The 17,759-nt window shown below is 54.1% G+C and carries 18 protein-coding genes and 1 tRNA gene; 2 read left to right on the top strand and 17 right to left on the bottom strand.

Features of this window, described 5'->3' with window-relative positions:
- The first annotated feature begins 133 nt into the window (after positions 1–133).
- Positions 134–364, top strand: coding sequence for a helix-turn-helix domain-containing protein (locus tag ACOSDM_RS16665; RefSeq protein ID WP_420725687.1), 231 nt, complete (start codon positions 134–136; stop codon positions 362–364).
- A complete protein-coding gene (locus ACOSDM_RS16660) occupies positions 361–1,671 on the top strand; it encodes a HipA domain-containing protein (RefSeq protein ID WP_420725686.1) in 1,311 nt (436 codons plus the stop codon). Before ACOSDM_RS16665 ends, ACOSDM_RS16660 begins: the two co-directional genes overlap by 4 nt.
- Positions 1,672–1,844: 173 nt before the next feature.
- Here ACOSDM_RS16660 and ACOSDM_RS16655 read toward each other — a convergent pair.
- The 17 genes from ACOSDM_RS16655 to cyoE form a co-directional block, all read right to left on the bottom strand.
- A tRNA-Lys gene (locus ACOSDM_RS16655) sits at positions 1,845–1,920 on the bottom strand.
- Positions 1,921–1,989: 69 nt separating this feature from the next.
- Positions 1,990–3,147: a rod shape-determining protein RodA gene (gene rodA / locus ACOSDM_RS16650; RefSeq protein ID WP_420725685.1), complete on the bottom strand. Its 1,158-nt coding sequence runs from the start codon at positions 3,145–3,147 to the stop codon at positions 1,990–1,992.
- Positions 3,147–5,138 (bottom strand): penicillin-binding protein 2, encoded by a 1,992-nt coding sequence (gene mrdA / locus ACOSDM_RS16645; protein ID WP_420725684.1) that lies wholly within the window; start codon positions 5,136–5,138, stop codon positions 3,147–3,149. The genes rodA and mrdA overlap by 1 nt, the downstream gene beginning before the upstream one ends.
- 13 nt (positions 5,139–5,151) lie before the next feature.
- On the bottom strand, positions 5,152–5,676 hold the full coding sequence (mreD, locus tag ACOSDM_RS16640) for a rod shape-determining protein MreD (RefSeq protein ID WP_420725683.1): 525 nt from the start codon (positions 5,674–5,676) through the stop codon (positions 5,152–5,154).
- Between the two features lie 121 nt (positions 5,677–5,797).
- Positions 5,798–6,682 (bottom strand): rod shape-determining protein MreC, encoded by an 885-nt coding sequence (gene mreC, locus ACOSDM_RS16635; RefSeq protein ID WP_420725682.1) that lies wholly within the window; start codon positions 6,680–6,682, stop codon positions 5,798–5,800.
- A gap of 74 nt (positions 6,683–6,756) precedes the next feature.
- Complete coding sequence (locus ACOSDM_RS16630) at positions 6,757–7,800, bottom strand: rod shape-determining protein (protein ID WP_420725681.1); 1,044 nt, start codon at positions 7,798–7,800, stop codon at positions 6,757–6,759.
- Between the two features lie 229 nt (positions 7,801–8,029).
- Positions 8,030–8,575 (bottom strand): GNAT family N-acetyltransferase, encoded by a 546-nt coding sequence (locus ACOSDM_RS16625; RefSeq protein WP_420725680.1) that lies wholly within the window; start codon positions 8,573–8,575, stop codon positions 8,030–8,032.
- Positions 8,576–8,646: 71 nt separating this feature from the next.
- On the bottom strand, positions 8,647–9,915 hold the full coding sequence (locus tag ACOSDM_RS16620) for a M16 family metallopeptidase (protein WP_420725679.1): 1,269 nt from the start codon (positions 9,913–9,915) through the stop codon (positions 8,647–8,649).
- Positions 9,912–11,318, bottom strand: a complete 1,407-nt coding sequence (gene thrC, locus ACOSDM_RS16615; protein ID WP_420725678.1) for a threonine synthase — start codon at positions 11,316–11,318, stop codon at positions 9,912–9,914. Before thrC ends, ACOSDM_RS16620 begins: the two co-directional genes overlap by 4 nt.
- 9 nt (positions 11,319–11,327) lie before the next feature.
- Entirely contained in the window at positions 11,328–12,206 is an 879-nt protein-coding gene (locus tag ACOSDM_RS16610; RefSeq protein ID WP_420725677.1) for a mechanosensitive ion channel family protein, read from the bottom strand.
- Positions 12,207–12,208: 2 nt separating this feature from the next.
- Positions 12,209–13,714: a carboxypeptidase M32 gene (locus ACOSDM_RS16605; RefSeq protein WP_420725676.1), complete on the bottom strand. Its 1,506-nt coding sequence runs from the start codon at positions 13,712–13,714 to the stop codon at positions 12,209–12,211.
- A complete protein-coding gene (locus ACOSDM_RS16600; protein ID WP_420725675.1) occupies positions 13,707–14,441 on the bottom strand; it encodes an SURF1 family protein in 735 nt (244 codons plus the stop codon). Before ACOSDM_RS16600 ends, ACOSDM_RS16605 begins: the two co-directional genes overlap by 8 nt.
- A gap of 36 nt (positions 14,442–14,477) precedes the next feature.
- Positions 14,478–14,864 (bottom strand): DUF983 domain-containing protein, encoded by a 387-nt coding sequence (locus ACOSDM_RS16595; RefSeq protein ID WP_420725674.1) that lies wholly within the window; start codon positions 14,862–14,864, stop codon positions 14,478–14,480.
- 130 nt (positions 14,865–14,994) lie between these two features.
- Positions 14,995–15,834 carry a cytochrome c oxidase subunit 3 gene (locus ACOSDM_RS16590; RefSeq protein WP_420725673.1) on the bottom strand — a complete coding sequence of 280 codons (840 nt, stop codon included), beginning with the start codon at positions 15,832–15,834 and terminating at the stop codon, positions 14,995–14,997.
- Between the two features lie 127 nt (positions 15,835–15,961).
- Positions 15,962–16,585 (bottom strand): cytochrome c oxidase assembly protein, encoded by a 624-nt coding sequence (locus ACOSDM_RS16585; RefSeq protein WP_420725672.1) that lies wholly within the window; start codon positions 16,583–16,585, stop codon positions 15,962–15,964.
- 7 nt (positions 16,586–16,592) lie between these two features.
- Positions 16,593–16,733, bottom strand: coding sequence for a hypothetical protein (locus tag ACOSDM_RS16580; protein WP_420725671.1), 141 nt, complete (start codon positions 16,731–16,733; stop codon positions 16,593–16,595).
- 51 nt (positions 16,734–16,784) lie between these two features.
- Complete coding sequence (gene cyoE, locus ACOSDM_RS16575; RefSeq protein WP_420725670.1) at positions 16,785–17,744, bottom strand: heme o synthase; 960 nt, start codon at positions 17,742–17,744, stop codon at positions 16,785–16,787.
- Positions 17,745–17,759 lie beyond the last annotated feature (15 nt).

The raw sequence follows: 17,759 nt of genomic DNA, 5'->3' as shown, positions 1-17,759 counted from the left end.
TATTCTATATATTTTTTGCTATAAATTTAACTTAAAGGAATCATTTTCGCATTTTTATAGCGAAATCAATATTAAAATAGTATAACCTGCACCAAAATGTTATTTTATAGTGAAAACGCTATCAAGGCATACTATGATTAAGAGTCCCGACCAAAGAATATCGACGCCGGCTGAAATGGGAACCGTGATCCATCGGCGGAGACGTGCGCTTAAACTCAGCCAAGCCACACTATCCTCCATAAGTGGTGTGGCGCAACCGAACCTGTCTAACATCGAGCGGGGAAAGAGCTCTGCCACACTCGACACATATCTACGCCTGCTCACCGCCCTTGGCATCGACCTGTATGGAATTCCGCGATCATGAAACTGGATGTCTGGCTTGAAGGCAAAATGACTCCTGTGGGGACGCTAGAGAGGCTGGCCGACAAGACGCTGCGATTCACGTATTCCAACGATGCGGCCCTTCCAATTTCCGCATCAATGATCGTCAGACAAGCATCCTATGGCGATGCAGCCTGCGTCGCATACTTTGGGAACCTTCTGTTCGAAGGCCAGGCATTGGAACACGTTGTTGCAACTCATGGCCTTGATCGCGATGACATCGGAAGCCTTCTATATCACCTTGGTACCGATTGCGCTGGTGCAATATCAATTACGCCAGAAGGAACGGGACCGGGCAAATACCCAGGTCGATTCCCTCATGACTATGAAGAAATTGACCACAATCGGATGCGGACAATCATCACCTCGCTGCATCGGCATGGTCGGTTACCGGATGGCGAACGAGACCCATCCCCCGTGGCTGGCATCCAACCGAAGCTGGCGGTTGTCTATCATGACCAGAAATTCTACCAACCCAAAATTGGCAGTAAGGCGCCAACAACGCATATCCTGAAAGTATCCCCAAGATCCGATCTGGCAATCGCAAAATATGAGGCTGCCCTGTTGGGATTCGCTGCAACAATTGACATCGTTTCTGCTGAAACCCAATTCCTGGAGTTTATAGGAGACGACGGCGAAGAAATTGGGGCTGTGTTGTCCACCAGGTTTGATAGACGTGTCGATGACAGCTGTATCTCCCGTCTGCATTGCGAAGACTTCTGCCAGGCGCTAGGCCTTTCCAAAGTTTTAAAATATGAACGAAACGCCCAGCGCGACGATCTCCGTTTCTCAGCAAAAGCCATAGGACAGATCGCTTCTCAAACTGCCGTCCCAGCAAATTTTCAAATCGATTTCTTTAAGCAGACATTGTTCAATCTTGCGGTCGGTAATACCGATAATCACGCAAAAAACGGAACCATTCTGTATCGTGGGAATTATGGAGTGTTGGCACCGCTTTATGACGTTGTCCCGATCACGATAAACCCGCACTTTACGCACCAACTTGCTTTCAGAATCGGTGATGCCAAATGGACCGAAGACGTCACAGTCGATAACATCGAAAAATTCATGGGGGATATTGGTTTTCGACGAAAAAAGTTTGAAAAGAGATGGCTAGACATTCTGTCTCACATCGCGAAAGAAAGCGTGCCATATTTTGCGGCACAGGGGGGAAAACCGCTCGCAGATGGAATTGCAGCACAATTGACCGTCCTTCAGGAAGCCCTCAAACTCAACTTGAACATTCCTGAGCGGGACTATTTTCCGAGACCAATTCGGGATCAAGGGTGACATATCGAATTGTTAGATAAGGCGGTGTCCGAAAAGGACTGCAGTTTCGCAGAACGCGATTTTCTAGCCACCAACAATATCAGATTCCAGCAAGACACTGGTGAAGGTTCGAGATGAAACATACAGTCGCGCGCCGCGGCCGGATTAACCGGCCGCGGCGCGCGACGAAAGAATGGTGGGCCATGTAAGATTCGAACTTACGACCTGCCGATTAAGAGTCGGATGCTCTACCAACTGAGCTAATGGCCCGTACCGATTTTGTCGAACGGTGGCGCGGTATAGCGTCTGTGGACGGGCTTGTCGAGACCGAAGATGACCTTAAAGGCCATTGCTTTCGCCCTGTCGACCAATACGAAGGTCGCGATGGACATAGACATTCATAATCAACGCGAATCCGAACATCACCGCCAGCAGGGCAGACCCGCCATAACTGACCAGGGGAAGGGGCAAGCCGACCACGGGAATAACGCCCATCACCATGGCGATGTTAATGAAGACATAGAAAGAAAATGTCACGATACAGCCCATGGCCAGCAAACGGCCAAACTGGTTACGGGACCGCAAGGCGATGCCAAAGCCATATACCATCAAAACCAGATACAGCGACATCAGCGCCAGGCACCCGATCAGGCCGAATTCTTCCGCAAGCATCGTGAATATGAAGTCAGTCTGTTTCTCTGGCAGGAAATTCAAATGACTTTGAGACCCTTTGGTAAAGCCGCGCCCGACAAGACCCCCCGCCCCCATTGCAATTTTAGACTGCAGGATATGATACCCACTGCCCAGCGGATCAGATTCAGGGTTCAGCAACACCAGGACGCGGCGTTTCTGATAGGGGTGCATCATGCTCCAAATCAAAGGACTGGCCGCCAGACCGGCAATCCCGACGACAGCGAATTTCCACCAGCGAACCCCAGCCAGCAGGAACATCACCACGCCGCCGCCGCATAAAACAATGGCAGTTCCCAAATCAGGCTGGCGCAACACCAACAATGTCGGGGCGGCGATAAACAGGGCGGGAACGATCAAAACGCTGAAACGACCGACATCCTCGTAGGACAATTTATGAAAGTAGCGGGCAAGTGCCAGCACCAGCGTGAATTTCATTAATTCTGATGGCTGGAATGTCCCGATAAAGGGGATCGCGATCCATCGCGTAGCGCCACCCCCGACAGCGCCCTTGATTTCCACGATAACCAACAGCAGAAAACTAAGCATATAAATAAGATAGGCATAACGCATGATGATGCGGATATCGACCAGGGCCAGCACCAGCATCCCGACAGAAAACGCCAGATACTTTGTCAATTGACTATGTGCCCAGGGGTCCCAGGACCCATTGGCCGCCGAATATTGCATCGCCAGCCCAACCCCGACACACAGGCCAATCAAAAGAAACATGATCCAATTGATCTGCCAGATCTTTTGACCCAGGGTCATTTCCGGTTGGCGCAACTCTCCATGGCGAATCGCCATCAGCCTGCCCCCTCGGATCCGGTTTCATTGGTTTTGGCGTCCGCCGTTGCAAATCCCTGCAGGCGCAGAACCTCTTCTAAAACATCGCGCGCGACAGGCGCAGCGGCACGTGATCCCCCCTCTGCATGTTCAACGACAACCGATACGGCATATCGGGGATTGTGAACCGGTGCAAAACCGACAAACAGAGCATGATCCCGCAAGCGCCAGGCAATATCATCGCCGGACCGAATGCCGGCATCGCGCTCTGCCTGGGAAATTCGACGAACCTGACTGGTTCCCGTTTTGCCGCCCATCGTCAAGTCGGCAAAGCGAAGGGCTGATTTTCGTGCCGTCCCATGAACCCCATTGACCACCGCATCCATACCGCGAAGAACGATTTCCAAATGATCCGGATGAAATCCGGTATCTTGAAAATCTGGGCGGGTGGCATCCGGCGGCGGGTTAATGGACCCGGCAGCTTCCGTTGCAGCCGCCAGCTTCTGTTCCGGCGACATCTCTTTGGAGGGAATATTTTGGGCATCATCCGACAGGGGTTTCCCATCCAGACCAAACCCTGGCACAGGAAAGGTCATACGCGGACGCACGGCCTTGCCGCCATTCACAATACGCGCCGTCATGACTGCTAGTTGCAGGGGAGTCGTTAACACGAAGCCCTGACCAATACCGACGACCAGGGTCTCCCCCATATGCCAGGGCTGTCCGCGTTCTTCACGTTTCCACTTGCGGGTTGGAATCAGTCCTGATCGTTCGCCCAGCAGCTCAATTTCAGTAGGAATGCCCAGCCCCAATCGGGCACAGACCTCTGCAATCCGGTCCACACCAACCCGTCTTGCGACATCATAGAACCAAACGTCGCAGGATTGTTCCAGGGCCGAAACCATGTCCATGGAGCCATGGCCATAATGCTTCCAGCAATGGAACCGGCGATCCCCCAGTTCCATAAAACCGGGGCAATAAACGGAATGATCAGCAGCAATACCATTTTCCAGTGCCGCTAGGGCCACGGCGACCTTAAACGTGGAACCAGGTGAATACTGCCCGGCAATCGCCTTATTGGTCAGGGGACCATAGGGATTCTTCACCAGTTTCTGCCATTCGGTGGCTCCGATCCCTTCACTGAATGCGTTAGGATCGTATGACGGCACGGAAACCAATGCCAGGACATCGCCATTATGCACATCCATCACAACGACGGAGGCCGCCTTTTCATCCTTCAGACGATTTGCGGTGAATTCCTGTAACCGCATATCCAGTGTCAGGCGAATTTCACGGCCGGGTTGACCTTCCTGGCGGTCGATTTCCCGGATCACACGTCCCAGCGCATTCACCTCAACCTTGCTGGTGCCAGACGTTCCGCGCAAAGCAAGGTCATAATGCTTCTCAATGCCATTCTTCCCGACACGGAAGCCTGGCAATTCCAGCAAAGGGTCGCCGGTTAAGTCCTTTTCCGATACAGCCGCCACATAGCCCACGACATGCGCCATATTCTCCCCATAGGGATAGTGTCGTATCTGTCCGACATCAATACTGACCCCGGGAAGGTCGGGTTGATTGACCCCGATCCGGCTGACATCTCTCCAACTGAGATTCTCTGCAACAGTGATTGGGACGAAGGCCAGGCGGCTTTGCGCCTCTTTCAGCACCCGCGCGATGGTATGGTCCTTTAAGTCAATCAGCGTTGCCAGCTTGTTAAGCACCGCCTCTATGCCGCCAGCCGCCTGAGCCTGTTCCCGGACCAACACGACACGATAGTTCTGAACATTGATCGCCAGGTAGTCACCAGCACGATCCACGATAAACCCTCTGGGCGGTCCAATCAGGCGAAAATTGATGCGGTTCTCTTCCGCCAGCATGGCATAGCGTTCACTCTCCAGCACTTGAAGGTAATAGAGACGTGCGCCAAGCCCGCCCATGACCAGGGTCTGTCCGCCCATAAACAGGGCGGCCCGGCGGGTAAATACTTTGGCCTTGGTCTTATCCGGATTCATTGTGTGCTAGATCCTATGCATCCGAGTCTCGTGCAGGCACCGCTTTATGGGCTTGTGATAACAAGGCAGCCAGTGGTGGATACAACATAATCGTTAACAGCAAACCAAAGGTCGCCCCCAGTGGATCAATGAACTGACCGGCCAACATGACATGGATCATCCATGTCACCATTGCGCCGCCAAATGCGATCAGCATAAAGCCCCACCATACGACACCAAAACTCTTGCCATGAAAGAAACGGCGTTGAGATACAACGACCAGATAGGTCAACAACAGGATAAAGGACGTGATGCCAATTGGCGCCCCGGTCAACATATCCTGCAGGGCGCCCAGCAACAGGATGTAAAACGTGTTCAACAGGTCCGGTCGATAAATCGTCCAATAGTAAACCGCGATCAAAGATAAAGCCGGGGCGATAAGGGGTAACATCGGCAAACGGGTCGGCACCGCGCTGACGACAACGATGACCAATGTGCACAGCAGGGGCAGTAAGCCGCGCGCAAAGTGATCCATTTTGTTAAAAAGTCCGGTTCTCATCGCCGTCCCATTCGTGATCCGGCGCCTGTGCCGTTCACCGATGCACTTTGGTCAGATTCTTAGAGCATCATGCGCTCGCATGAGCTCATACATGATGCTCTAGCCCAATGCAGAAATCGTCTTAGTCACTTTGTGACGTTTGGCCAGACCTGATCATGCCGTCCCCTAAAATGCCATCCAGCCCGAATTCCATCAACCGGACCAGCTCCGGGCGCTCAGACGTGGCATAAGGCATGACCCGAACGCCATTCTCATCCACGCTTGAAATAACGCCAACCGGCAGGCCCGGCGGAAAGGCCGCTGCATCACCCGACGTCACAACCCGTTGGCCCAGTTTCAATTCAGAATTGGCGGCCCCGTAAATCAATCGTGGAACGGCCGTGTTATCCCCGGCCAGAATTGCCCGCGCACGCGAACTTTCGATGACAACAGGAATGCGGCTATTCAAATCCGTGATCAACAGAACCCGCGAAGAGCGGCGACCAACTTCTGCGACGCGCCCGATCAGCCCGGCACCGGTCACGGCAACCTGTCCCTTTCGAACGCCATCCTGAGACCCGACATTCAACAACAGGGCCCGAACGAATATTCCCCCTGTACCGATGACGCGACCGGTTACAAATCGTTCTACATCCTGGCGCTGAAATGCCAGAAGGTCACGCATCTGGGTATTTTCAATTTCAAGATTTCGGGCAACGGCCTGCCATTGCTGCAGGCGCGCAACCTCTTGGCGCAGACGCGCATTGTCCTGATACATATTGGCAAATGCATCAATGCGATCAACCAAGAGATTGGCAGCATCGATCGGGCGCGCCAGGGTATCTAGGATTGGGGCAGCAACATCGGTGACCTGCGTGCGCGCCCGTTCAAATGCAGCAGGATCGGTTCGCCCAATGATCATCAAGGCGACGGCCGACCCCAGGAACAAGAGAAACAGAATCCTTTGCGCTGCCGTACGAAGCGGCTGCGCCGTTCTGATTTCCGGCCCTTTCGCGCGTTTCGCCAAGGTGGCCCCCGCCCTTTCAGATTCTATAAAACCAAACGACTCGCCAGAGAGTCGACCTTTTGAAAGGCAACCAGTTAATTATACATACTAATCAAGACGTTCTTCAAGGTTCGCATCTCTTCCAGACACCGTCCCGTCCCCAAAGCGACGCAGCTTAATGCTTCGTCAGCGATCGAAACAGGAAGACCCGTGGCATGACGCAGAACATAGTCCAGGTTGCGCAGCATCCCGCCGCCGCCAGTCAGAACAATCCCTTTATCGACAATATCAGCAGCCAGTTCCGGCGGCGTCTGTTCCAATGCGACTTTCACCGCCTCGATGATCGCGCCAACCGGTTCAGCCAGGCTTTCAGCAATTTGGCGTTCTGAGATGTTCAATTCCTTTGGCACACCATTCATCAGGTCGCGCCCTTTGATTTCCATCATTTCGCCATCGCCCTCTTCCGGAGGACAGGCGGACCCGATCTTCTTCTTGATGCGCTCTGCAGAACCTTCCCCGACCAGCAGATTATGATTGCGGCGAATATAGGCGATAATCGCCTCATCCATCTTATCACCACCGACACGCACGGATCGGGAATATACGATCCCGCCCAGGGACAGAACCGCGACTTCCGTCGTGCCCCCGCCGATATCAACGACCATGGAGCCCGTTGGCTCGGTTACCGGCAGATTGGCCCCAATTGCTGCTGCCATAGGTTCTTCGATCAGGAAAACGCGGCGTGCGCCGGCGCTTTCTGCAGATTCCTGAATGGCGCGGCGCTCGACCGCGGTGGATCCGGACGGAACACAGACAATGACCTGCGGGCTGGCAAAGCTGCGGCGGTTATGGACCTTGCGAATGAAATGCTTGATCATTTCTTCGGCGACTTCGAAGTCGGCGATCACACCATCGCGCAATGGGCGAATGGCCTGGATGTTTCCAGGGGTTCGGCCCAGCATCATCTTCGCCTCGTCCCCAACAGCCAAGACCTGCTTTTTGCCCTTCACATCTGCGATTGCAACCACGGACGGTTCATTCAGGACAATACCGCGCCCTTTCACGTAGACAAGAGTATTGGCCGTGCCGAGGTCGATTGCCATATCGGCGGACAGAAAACCAAGTAACCGAGAAAACATAGTGGGTGCCTTTAGCCTCTAACGCTGTGTGATCCTATTTATCAGGATCTGACAGTGGGATTGTTTCATGCTCTGGTTAAGGGATCTGATGTGGTTTATAAAATTGGACCGCCTATTCCAAGCTAGGTCTTCTGGATGTACGCTGATTCATGCGACGCGGCAATTCTTTTCTCCGCAGAAAATCAGGCAAAAGTAAGGCATTTAACCAAGATTGAAACCGTTGCTGTTGCTACTGTCTTTCTATAACCGGGACGGCGGGGCGGTCGTCTGTGCGCAAGATGCCAAAGGTGTCATGATCCTGCCATCGGCCATTTATGCATAGAAACTTGCGCGCGCGCCCTTCCAACTGGAATCCGGACTTTAGCAACAACTGGCGGCTGGCCTCATTATCAATCAGACATGCCGCCTCCACCCGGTGCAAATTGAGCTTGCGGAAGGCGAAATCCAGCGTGATTTGAAGGGATTCCGACATATAGCCCTGGCGCGCATATGCCTGCCCGACCCAATATCCAATGTTGGCGGATTCGACCACCCCATGGCGGACATTCGCTAGGGTGATCCCCCCAACCAGGCTTGAGGTTTTACCGTCAAATATAAAGAAACCGTAGCCGATACCCGAGCGCCATTCCTGTTCAACCCGATGAACACGGCGACGGAATGCCGCCGCAGTCAAGGCATCGCGCGACCAGGCAGGTTCCCATGGTTCCAGAAACGCCTTGGACTCTCCCCGAACCTTCAGCCACTCCTTTTGATCGGCCCATTTGGGGGGGCGCAAATAGACCCGTGGCCCAGAAAAAACACATCGTGGGGGAGAGCTTCGGAAAAAGTCAAACATCAGTCCCGCCGTCAGTTCAGGCGCAAACGATCTGAGATACGCTCATAACTTTCAAGCTGAGAAAGCGACCCGATCGCCGCCAGGCTAAGCGGCGAGGCAAAGACCCGCCGCGCCATAGCGGTCAAGGCATCATGGTCCACAGCGTCCAGCGCCTTGAGTTGATCTGCTTCGGACACTGGATGACCATGCGCCAGCATCTGATTTCCCAATTGATCGCTGCGGCTGTTCGTGCTTTCCCGCGACATCAGCAAGGACGCCTTGGATTGCGCGATTGCACGACTGATTTCAGCTTCCGTTAGAGTGTCAGCCAGCGCGCATATTTCGTCCGTCACAACGGGGATAAGTTCGGCAACATCCTTTTCGCTGGTGCCGGCATACAGCCCAAACATACCGCTATCAGCGAACGTCGAACTGAAGGAATAGATTGAATAAACCAAGCCACGTTCTTCCCGGATGGACTGAAACAAGCGAGATGACATGCCGCCGCCAAACAAGGCTGACAACACACCAGCCGTGTAATAATCCTGGCCTTCGAAGGAAGGCCCCTCAAACCCCATCAGCAGATGAACCTGTTCGCTGTCGCGGGCTTCGCGATACTCTCCACCCCGATAGACTGCGCGGGGATTATCAGTCTCTTGTGCCGGGCCCAGATTCTGGAATTTCTCTGCCGCCAATTGGGCGAACTGTTCATGATCCAGTCCACCAGCGGCACACAGGACCATATTCTCCCCCGCATATCGCTTTGCCATAAAGTCGCGGATTGCATCACGGGGCATATCGCGCACCGTATCAACAGTGCCCAAAACAGGCCGCCCCATCGCCTGGCCGGGATAGGCGACTTCCTGGAACCGATCATAAATCACGTCATCGGGCGTATCATGACACTCCCCGATTTCCTGCAGGATGACGCCCCGTTCCCGCTCTAATTCCTGTGGATCAAAGGTTGAATTTTGTAGAATGTCGGCAATGATATCCAGGGCCAAAGGCAAATCATCGGCCATGACCTTGGCATAGTAAGCGGTATTCTCGCGCGACGTATAGGCATTCAGCAACCCACCAACCGCTTCAATTTCCTCGGCAATATGGCGGGCACTGCGCCGTTTTGTGCCCTTGAAAGCCATATGCTCCAGGAAATGCGCGACGCCATTTATCTCCGCAGGTTCAACCCGCGCCCCGGCCCCGACCCACACGCCGACACTGGCGGTGCGCAGACCTGGCATCGGATCGGTTGCAATCCGCAAACCATTATCCAGTGTTGTGATCTGGGGATCACTGGTCATTGCGCACCCGCCCGATTAGACCCGCGGCGCACATAATCCTGAACCGCACTGACGGAATTGGGCAGACGATCATAGCGCTCTTCCCGGTCAAACAAATCCAGCAGACGCGGGGGTAAACTGGGATGCAGCCCCGTTGCCTGCTTGACCACATCAGGGAATTTCGCGGGATGCGCCGTCGCTGCGACAACAAGTGGCACGCTGGGATCATGACGACGGGTCCAACCTGCGACAATGCCGATTGCGCTGTGCGGATCAACCAGTTCGCCAGTCGATTCCAAGACCGCCTTGATGGCTGCTATCGTCTGTTCATTAGACAATCTGTGACTGGAAAACAGTTGCAAAGCGTTTTGCCAACGGGGTGTTTCGATATTCAGATATCCCGACGCCCGGAAGGTTTGCATCAAATGGGCCGTCGCCGCGCCATCCCGGTCCATCAATTCAAACAACAACCGTTCGAAATTGCTGGAGACCTGAATGTCCATAGAAGGCGAATGGGTTGGCACCACATCGCGCATCGACATGTCGTTGCTTTCAAAAAAGCGAGTCAGAATATCGTTCTCATTGGACCCCACAATCAGTTGGGAAATGGGCAAACCCATCTCCCGGGCCGCATAAGCTGCAAAGACATTCCCGAAATTACCGGTTGGAACAGAAAAAGCGACTTCCCGATCCGGTGCCCCCAGCGACAGGGAGGCATGCACATAATAGACGATCTGACACATGATCCGCGCCCAATTGATCGAATTGACGGCAGACAGATGCATGTCATCCCGAAATTCTAGATCATTGAACAGGGCCTTTACGACATCCTGACAATCATCAAATGTCCCATCAATGGCGATGTTGTGCACATTGGATGCTGCTACCGTGGTCATTTGACGGCGCTGCACGTCCGAGCACCGCTGATACGGATGCATGATGAAGATATCAATCGCATCCCGGTCGCGACAGGCCTCGATAGCCGCGGACCCGGTATCACCCGATGTCGCGCCAACGATACAGATCCGTTCTCCCCGTCGGGTCAGGACATGTTCGAACAAGCGTCCGACAACCTGCAAGGCATAATCCTTGAAGCTGAGTGTCGGGCCATGAAACAGTTCCATCAGCCACGTGTCAGCGCTGAGCTGCTTTAGCGGGGCAACGGCATCATGATCGAACCCGCTATAGGCATCGGTGGCGATGTCGGCGAAATCATCTTCTGAAATGACATCCCCCAGGAAGGGCATGCAGACCCGCACCGCCAATTCGTCATAGGGCAGGCCGCGCATTTCCCGCCATTCCGCAGCGGAGAATTTCGGCCAGTCGGATGGGACATACAAACCGCCATCCCGTGCCAAGCCGGTCAGCAAAACATCGTCAAAACCTAAATCAGGCGCAGAACCACGGGTCGAAACATAGCGCATCGCTGTATCCTATTTGGCGGGAACCGATGATGTTGCGACCTTTGACTCTGTGGTCGTGACCGGAATCATTCGCATATCCCGCTGCGGGAATGGAATGCTGAGCCCAGCGGCTTCGATCTGTTCCTTGGTCCACCGGGTCATATCCCACTTCAGCCCCCAGAAATCGGCGCTGTTTGCCCAGAACCGCATGGTGATATTGACCGAATTGTCACCCAGGGTCGTGACCATGCATTGTGGCGCCGGATCCTTCAGGACGCGATCATCCTTTTCCATTAGACCATTCAAAACAGTCATCGCAACGCCAATATCATCCTCGTAGGATATGCCGACCACCAGATCCATCCGGCGCTGTCCGTTGCGGGAATAATTTGTCACCTTTGCATTCCAAATGCTGCTGTTCGGGCAGGAAACATAAACGCCATCAACCGTCGTGAATTGGGTCGTGAACAGGCCGATTTCATCCACCGTCGCTGAGACGGGACCAGCATCAATAAAATCACCGACCCGGAACGGGCGCAGAATCAGCAACATGATCCCGGCAGCAATATTCTGCAGGGTACCTTGCAGGGCCAGACCGATTGCCAAACCAGCGGCACCTAAAATCGCAATAATGCTGGCCGTCTGAACACCAAACTGGTTCAGGATCGCGATGATCGTGATAATGACAATCAAATAGCGCAACAGGCTTGCGAACAGTGGTTTCAAGGTACCATCGATCCGCTGGTACTTGTTCAGACTGCGTCGTGTCCAGCTTGACAAACGCCCCGCCAACCACAGCCCGATAATCAGGATTATCAAGGCCTGCAGAATGTTGCTGCCATAATCCAGGGCGGTGGGCACCAGCCAGTTCCAAACTTCTTCCATTTGTTCGGTCGAAAAATCCATCATCTCTATCCTTCCAGGTACCGTCGATGCAAATGACGCTTAAACGCCGTTGCGTCCAACGTGCGGCCGGTTGCTTGGGTGATCAATCCATCGGCTTCCAGGTACGATCCTTTGGTATGAATGGCATCACCAAGCCACTGCATCAAGGGTGAAAAATCCCCGCGCGCAAGGGCTTGTGGGATTTCTGAATTGGCTTTGTGGGCCGCCTCCGCCAGTTGTGCGGCCAGCATCGCCCCCAATGTGTAGGTTGGGAAATACCCGAAGGCCCCGTCATACCAGTGAATATCCTGCAAGCAGCCACGACGATCATCTGGCACATCCACGCCCAGCAGTTCTTTCATTCCCTGATTCCAGGCCCCGGGCAGATCCGCCAATGGCAAATCCCCCGACAAAAGCGGTCTCTCCAATCGTGTGCGCAAAATAACATGGGCGGGGTAGGTCACTTCATCCGCTTCGACACGAATGAAATCCGGTTGAACCCATTGTTGCAGGCGTCGAAAATTCTCCGGCGCATAGGCGGGATCCGGGCCCAGAACATCCGATGCCTGAACAGCCAACCAACCCAGGAATTCTGAAGACCGACTGGCCTGCATTTCGACACTTAGCGACTGGCTTTCATGCACCACCATGCCCAGGGCTTGTCCAACAGGTTGTCTTGTCCAGGCGGCAGGCAATCCAGCCTCGTAAGCGGCATGACCACATTCATGCAGCACTGCCATGACCGAGGCCATCGGGTCATTTTCGCGATAAGAAACGGTGATGCGCTGATCCCCGCGATACCCGGTTGAGAAAGGATGTGCACTGACATCAATGCGGCCTGCCTCAAAACGAAAGCCGGTTGCGCCTGCCAGGCGCTCCACCAGTTTCTGCTGCTGCGCCACTGGCACTGGTTTTGGCAGTACGGGCAATCCCTTTTGCGCCTGACGCGCGGTCACAGCTTCCAGGAAATCTGGCAGAAAAGCAGCATAATCATTAAACACCGGGTCAATATCAGCCGCCCTTACTCCCGGCGCATAGGATTCCAGCAAGGCATCATACGGATCCAGGTCCAAGGCCTGCCCATAGGCTTGGGCGCTTTCCTGGGTCAAATCTATCACGATCGACAGCTTGTCTGATACGACAGCAAAATCCGACTTGGCCCTGGCGTCGCGCCAGACATGCTCACAAGTACTGGTCGCATTGCTGATGGCCGCGACAAGATCGTCGGGCAGCGCTGTTGCAAATCTATGGTCCCGCCGCATTTCGCGCAAATTTGCGCGCTGCCAGGACTCCAGATCTTCCTGTTCTGCTGCGGAGAACAGATCCTCCATCACTGGGTCGGTTAGGGCGCGATGACCCAATACCCGTAATTCGGACAATTGCTCTCCCCGTGGCGACGCCCCTTCCGTGGGCATCATCGTGGCTGCATCCCAATGCAGGACGCTGGCCACTTCACCATATAGGGCAATCTGGCGAAACCGCGCTTCTAGTCTCTTATAGGCGGAATTCTGTTCCATCACGGCATCAGGCATCCGATTGAGGATCCTGTTTCGGCGGGCGGTGATACAAAACAAATATGACCGCCAAGGCAATCGCCAGGAAGAACCATGTCAGCGCATATTGCAGATGATTATTTGGAATATCCAAACGCCACTGACGCCCCACCGGAAAGAGACCAGGTACCATGTCATTACCATCCACGACATAGAAGTTTGGTAAGGATGCGCCAATCTGAGTCCCCATCTGGGTACTGTTGATCGAATACCACATGTTTCGTTCCGGCTCATTCTCCGGAAGGAATACATGCTGCAGCCCCGTGATTGGACGCTGGAACCGCACAATGCCATTCACCGTGGTCTGACCATCGATCAGACCTTCCTCGCGTGTGGACTGTTCCTTTTTATCGAAGGGAACCCACCCGCGATTGACCAGGATCACAGGAGCGCCAGGCACATCATCCCGCTGAAACGGTGTGATGACATGCAAGCCGGGATTTCCATTCAGTGATCGATTTAACAGGAACATCTCTGATTCATTCAGGAAATGGCCTGTCATTTTGACCTGCCTGAATTCCATGTCGTCCATCGACAGGTCGCCCTGCGGCAATGTCTCTGCAGCCATTGTCGAGCGTTCCTGCAACTTTGAGATCAGGTCCGCCTTCCATTCCATCCGCTGCAGTTGCCAGACACCCAGCGACACAAGAACGATCAGTGAAGGGATCGTAAACAGGGTCGGAACCAACTTTAGACGCGAGAGCATGAAATGTATTTCCTTTTAGACGCAGAACGTCGAAATTTATGAGTTTTCCGGGCCGTCTGTTCCGCTATCACTGGCCTGATTCACATATTGCAGCGCGATCAGAAGACCCTTCGCACGGGGCATCAAAACCAGAGTCAGGAGTATCACAACCGGAACCGTCACCAGGATTGGCACCCAAACAGCGGTATCAAAAGCCAGCAGCACCCATGCGCCAAGCCCGACCCCGATTGCCCCAATAATCAGGATCAGAAACGGCACCGCACCATCACCAGCATTTTCAAAGTCATATGTCAGGCCACAAAAACCGCATCCCTGTGCAACCTGCAAGAACCCTGAAAACAACCGCCCTTCACCACAGCGCGGACAACGCCCCTTATACCCGGTCTTCCAGGGAGACGGGAGATCATAATGCGAATGAGCCATCGTTGGGGGCCTTTCAGGTATGTTGAAAACTGCAGCAAGGCACGTCTGTATAAAAGGTCAGTTTTCAAACAAAGGGCCAGGGCGCCGCCATGACATCCCTGACCCCCTGATAAAAAGCAGACGTGTGAGGTCAGCCGCCCCACCAGTAGACACAGACGAACAGGAACAACCACACCACATCAACGAAATGCCAGTACCAGGCGGCCGCTTCAAAGCCGAAATGCTGTGTTGGCGTGAAGTCACCACGGTTCACGCGCACCAGGCAGACTGCCAGGAAGATTGTTCCAACCAGAACATGGAACCCGTGAAAGCCGGTCGCCATATAGAAGGTTGAAGAATAGATACCTTCGGTAAATCCGAAGGACGCATGACCATATTCATAGGCCTGTATAGCGCTGAAGCATGCCCCCAGGATGACCGTAAAGATCAACCCCTGGATCGTTCCTTTGCGGTTCCCTTCGCGCAGGGCGTGGTGCGCCCAGGTCACCGTACAGCCCGACAACAAAAGGATCATGGTGTTCAACAACGGCAGATGAAACGCATCCAGGGTTTCGATGTGAACCGGTGGCCACTGCCCCCCGGTTGCTTCGACACGCGCGAACTGGATTGGATCGGCGGTAAAGATACTGACATCGAAATACGCCCAGAAGAAGGCTGCGAAGAACATGACTTCCGATGCGATGAACAGCGCCATACCATACCGAAGGCCCAATTGAACCACTGGCTTGTGGTCGCCGCCATTGGCTTCCCGCACGACGTCGCGCCACCAGAAATACATCGTCAACAGGACCATAATCAGCCCGATGAGAGTGCCCGCCAGGCCAATGGAAATGCCCCCCATCATATCCGGATGGAGATACCACACCGTCCCAAAGGCCAGTATAAAGGCGCTTAACGCCCCAAAAGCCGGCCAGGGACTCGGATTTACAAGATGATAATCGTGATCGACCGCGTGATGATCGGCTGCCATGGTCTTCAACCCCCATAGTGATCCGCATTGACCCGTCCCACCACCGGAACGCCCAACACCAGACTCTTGTTTACGCCTCTTACCCTATGCCACGTGATGTGACACAGAACCACATTCTTCCACCGCGTCAATTGACCGGCTGGACACTATCAAGCGCTGCTGTGTTTTCATTTTCAGCTGCAGCCTTCTTGTCTTCCGACTCTTCCGCATCCTTCTTACGATAGAAAGTATACGAAAGCGTGATCGTATTCGTATCATCCAGGTTACTATCTTCCAGGATGCCGGGGTCAATATAAAAACTGACCGGCATGTCTGCAACTTGGCCCGGATCAAGCGCCTGTTCCGTGAAACAGAAACATTCGGTCTTCACAAAATACTGTCCGGCCTTCAGCGGCGTGACATTGAAAGTCGCCGTGCCAACGGTCCGTTCATTGGATACGGATTCAGCCCTGTAAAAGGCCATGCCGGTTTCCCCGACCCGCACCGTGATCTCTCGCTGTTCCGGATTGAACTGCCACGGCAAGCCCTTGTTCATCGACGCATCAAATCGAATCGTAACCTGACGATCCGACACAGCATCCTGGGTTGGTGCCGTGCCGACCTGGGTCGTTCCACCATAACCCGTTACGCGGCAGAAGAGATTGTACAGTGGCACGGAGGCGAAGCTCATCCCCACCATAAAGCCGACGACCAATACGCAGCCGATCATCAGCCGTTTGTTTTTCCGTGCAATGTCGTTTTCTCTGCTCATTGGACAATCACCCGCCTGCTGATGCGTCAATACCCGCCTTGATGCGGACGACGGACACCACAAATACAATCACCACCAGGGCCGCCACAGACAGGGCGACAGCGATGTTCCGACTGCGTTGGCGGCGACGGATTTCATCGTCCGTCATCGTCAATGTGTCTTTAGACTCAGTGGCCAAAACAACCGCTCCTCAAAAACGTTACCCGATCAAGCCAACGCCACGATCCAGGATCATCGCGCCAAACAGGGCAAACAGATAGAATATCGAATAACCAAACATGCGCTTGGCCGATTTGTCACTGTCGTCCCGCCATACTGCGATTGCCGACAGGATAAACAATCCTCCCAACACCGCTGCGGCCATACCATACAACGGACCTGCAACGCCCAGCCAATAGGGGGCAACGGCACAGGGAAACAACAGCAGGGTATAGATAAACATCTGCTTTTTGGTTTCACGCACCCCCGCGACAACAGGCAGCATCGGTACGCCGGCATCGGCATAATCGCCCCTGCGATAAAGCGCCAGGGCCCAGAAATGCGGCGGCGTCCACAAAAAGATCAACCCAAACAGAACAACGGATTCCAGCGACACGCCGCCCGTCACTGCGGCCCAGCCAATCATCGGCGGGAAAGCACCGGCAGCACCGCCAATCACAATATTCTGTGGGGTAGAGCGCTTGAGCCACATCGTATAAATGAAGACATAGAACAAGATCGCAACCGCCAGCAAACCAGCCGCGACATAGTTCACCGCCAATGCCATGATCACGACGGACCCCAGCGACAGCACAGTTCCAAAGGCTAGTGCGTCATCCGGGGCAACCTTACCACGGGGGATCGGACGACCCCGCGTGCGCACCATGATCGCGTCGATATCACGATCAAACCACATATTGATGGCACCCGCTGCACCAGCGCCGACAGCAATACACAGCACAGCAACCGCCGCCAGAATCGGGTGAATGGAACCAGGCGCAACAAAAAGACCCGCAAAACCGGAAAACACGACCAGAGACATAACGCGCGGCTTCAACAGACGCACAAAATCACGGACCTCCGCCCCTTTGGAGGCAGACAACCCAGTCTGATCGGACAATCCCCGATTTATCAGGGCATTCCCTTCCAGGGTGGCGGATTGAAAAGTGGTATCACTCACGCTGTTTCAGTCCCA

Origin of the sequence: Hwanghaeella sp. LZ110 (assembly GCF_048892525.1) — a bacterium.
In the GTDB taxonomy this organism is placed as follows: domain Bacteria; phylum Pseudomonadota; class Alphaproteobacteria; order UBA8366; family Aestuariispiraceae; genus Pacificispira.
This window is presented reverse-complemented; position numbering and strand designations above follow the sequence as displayed.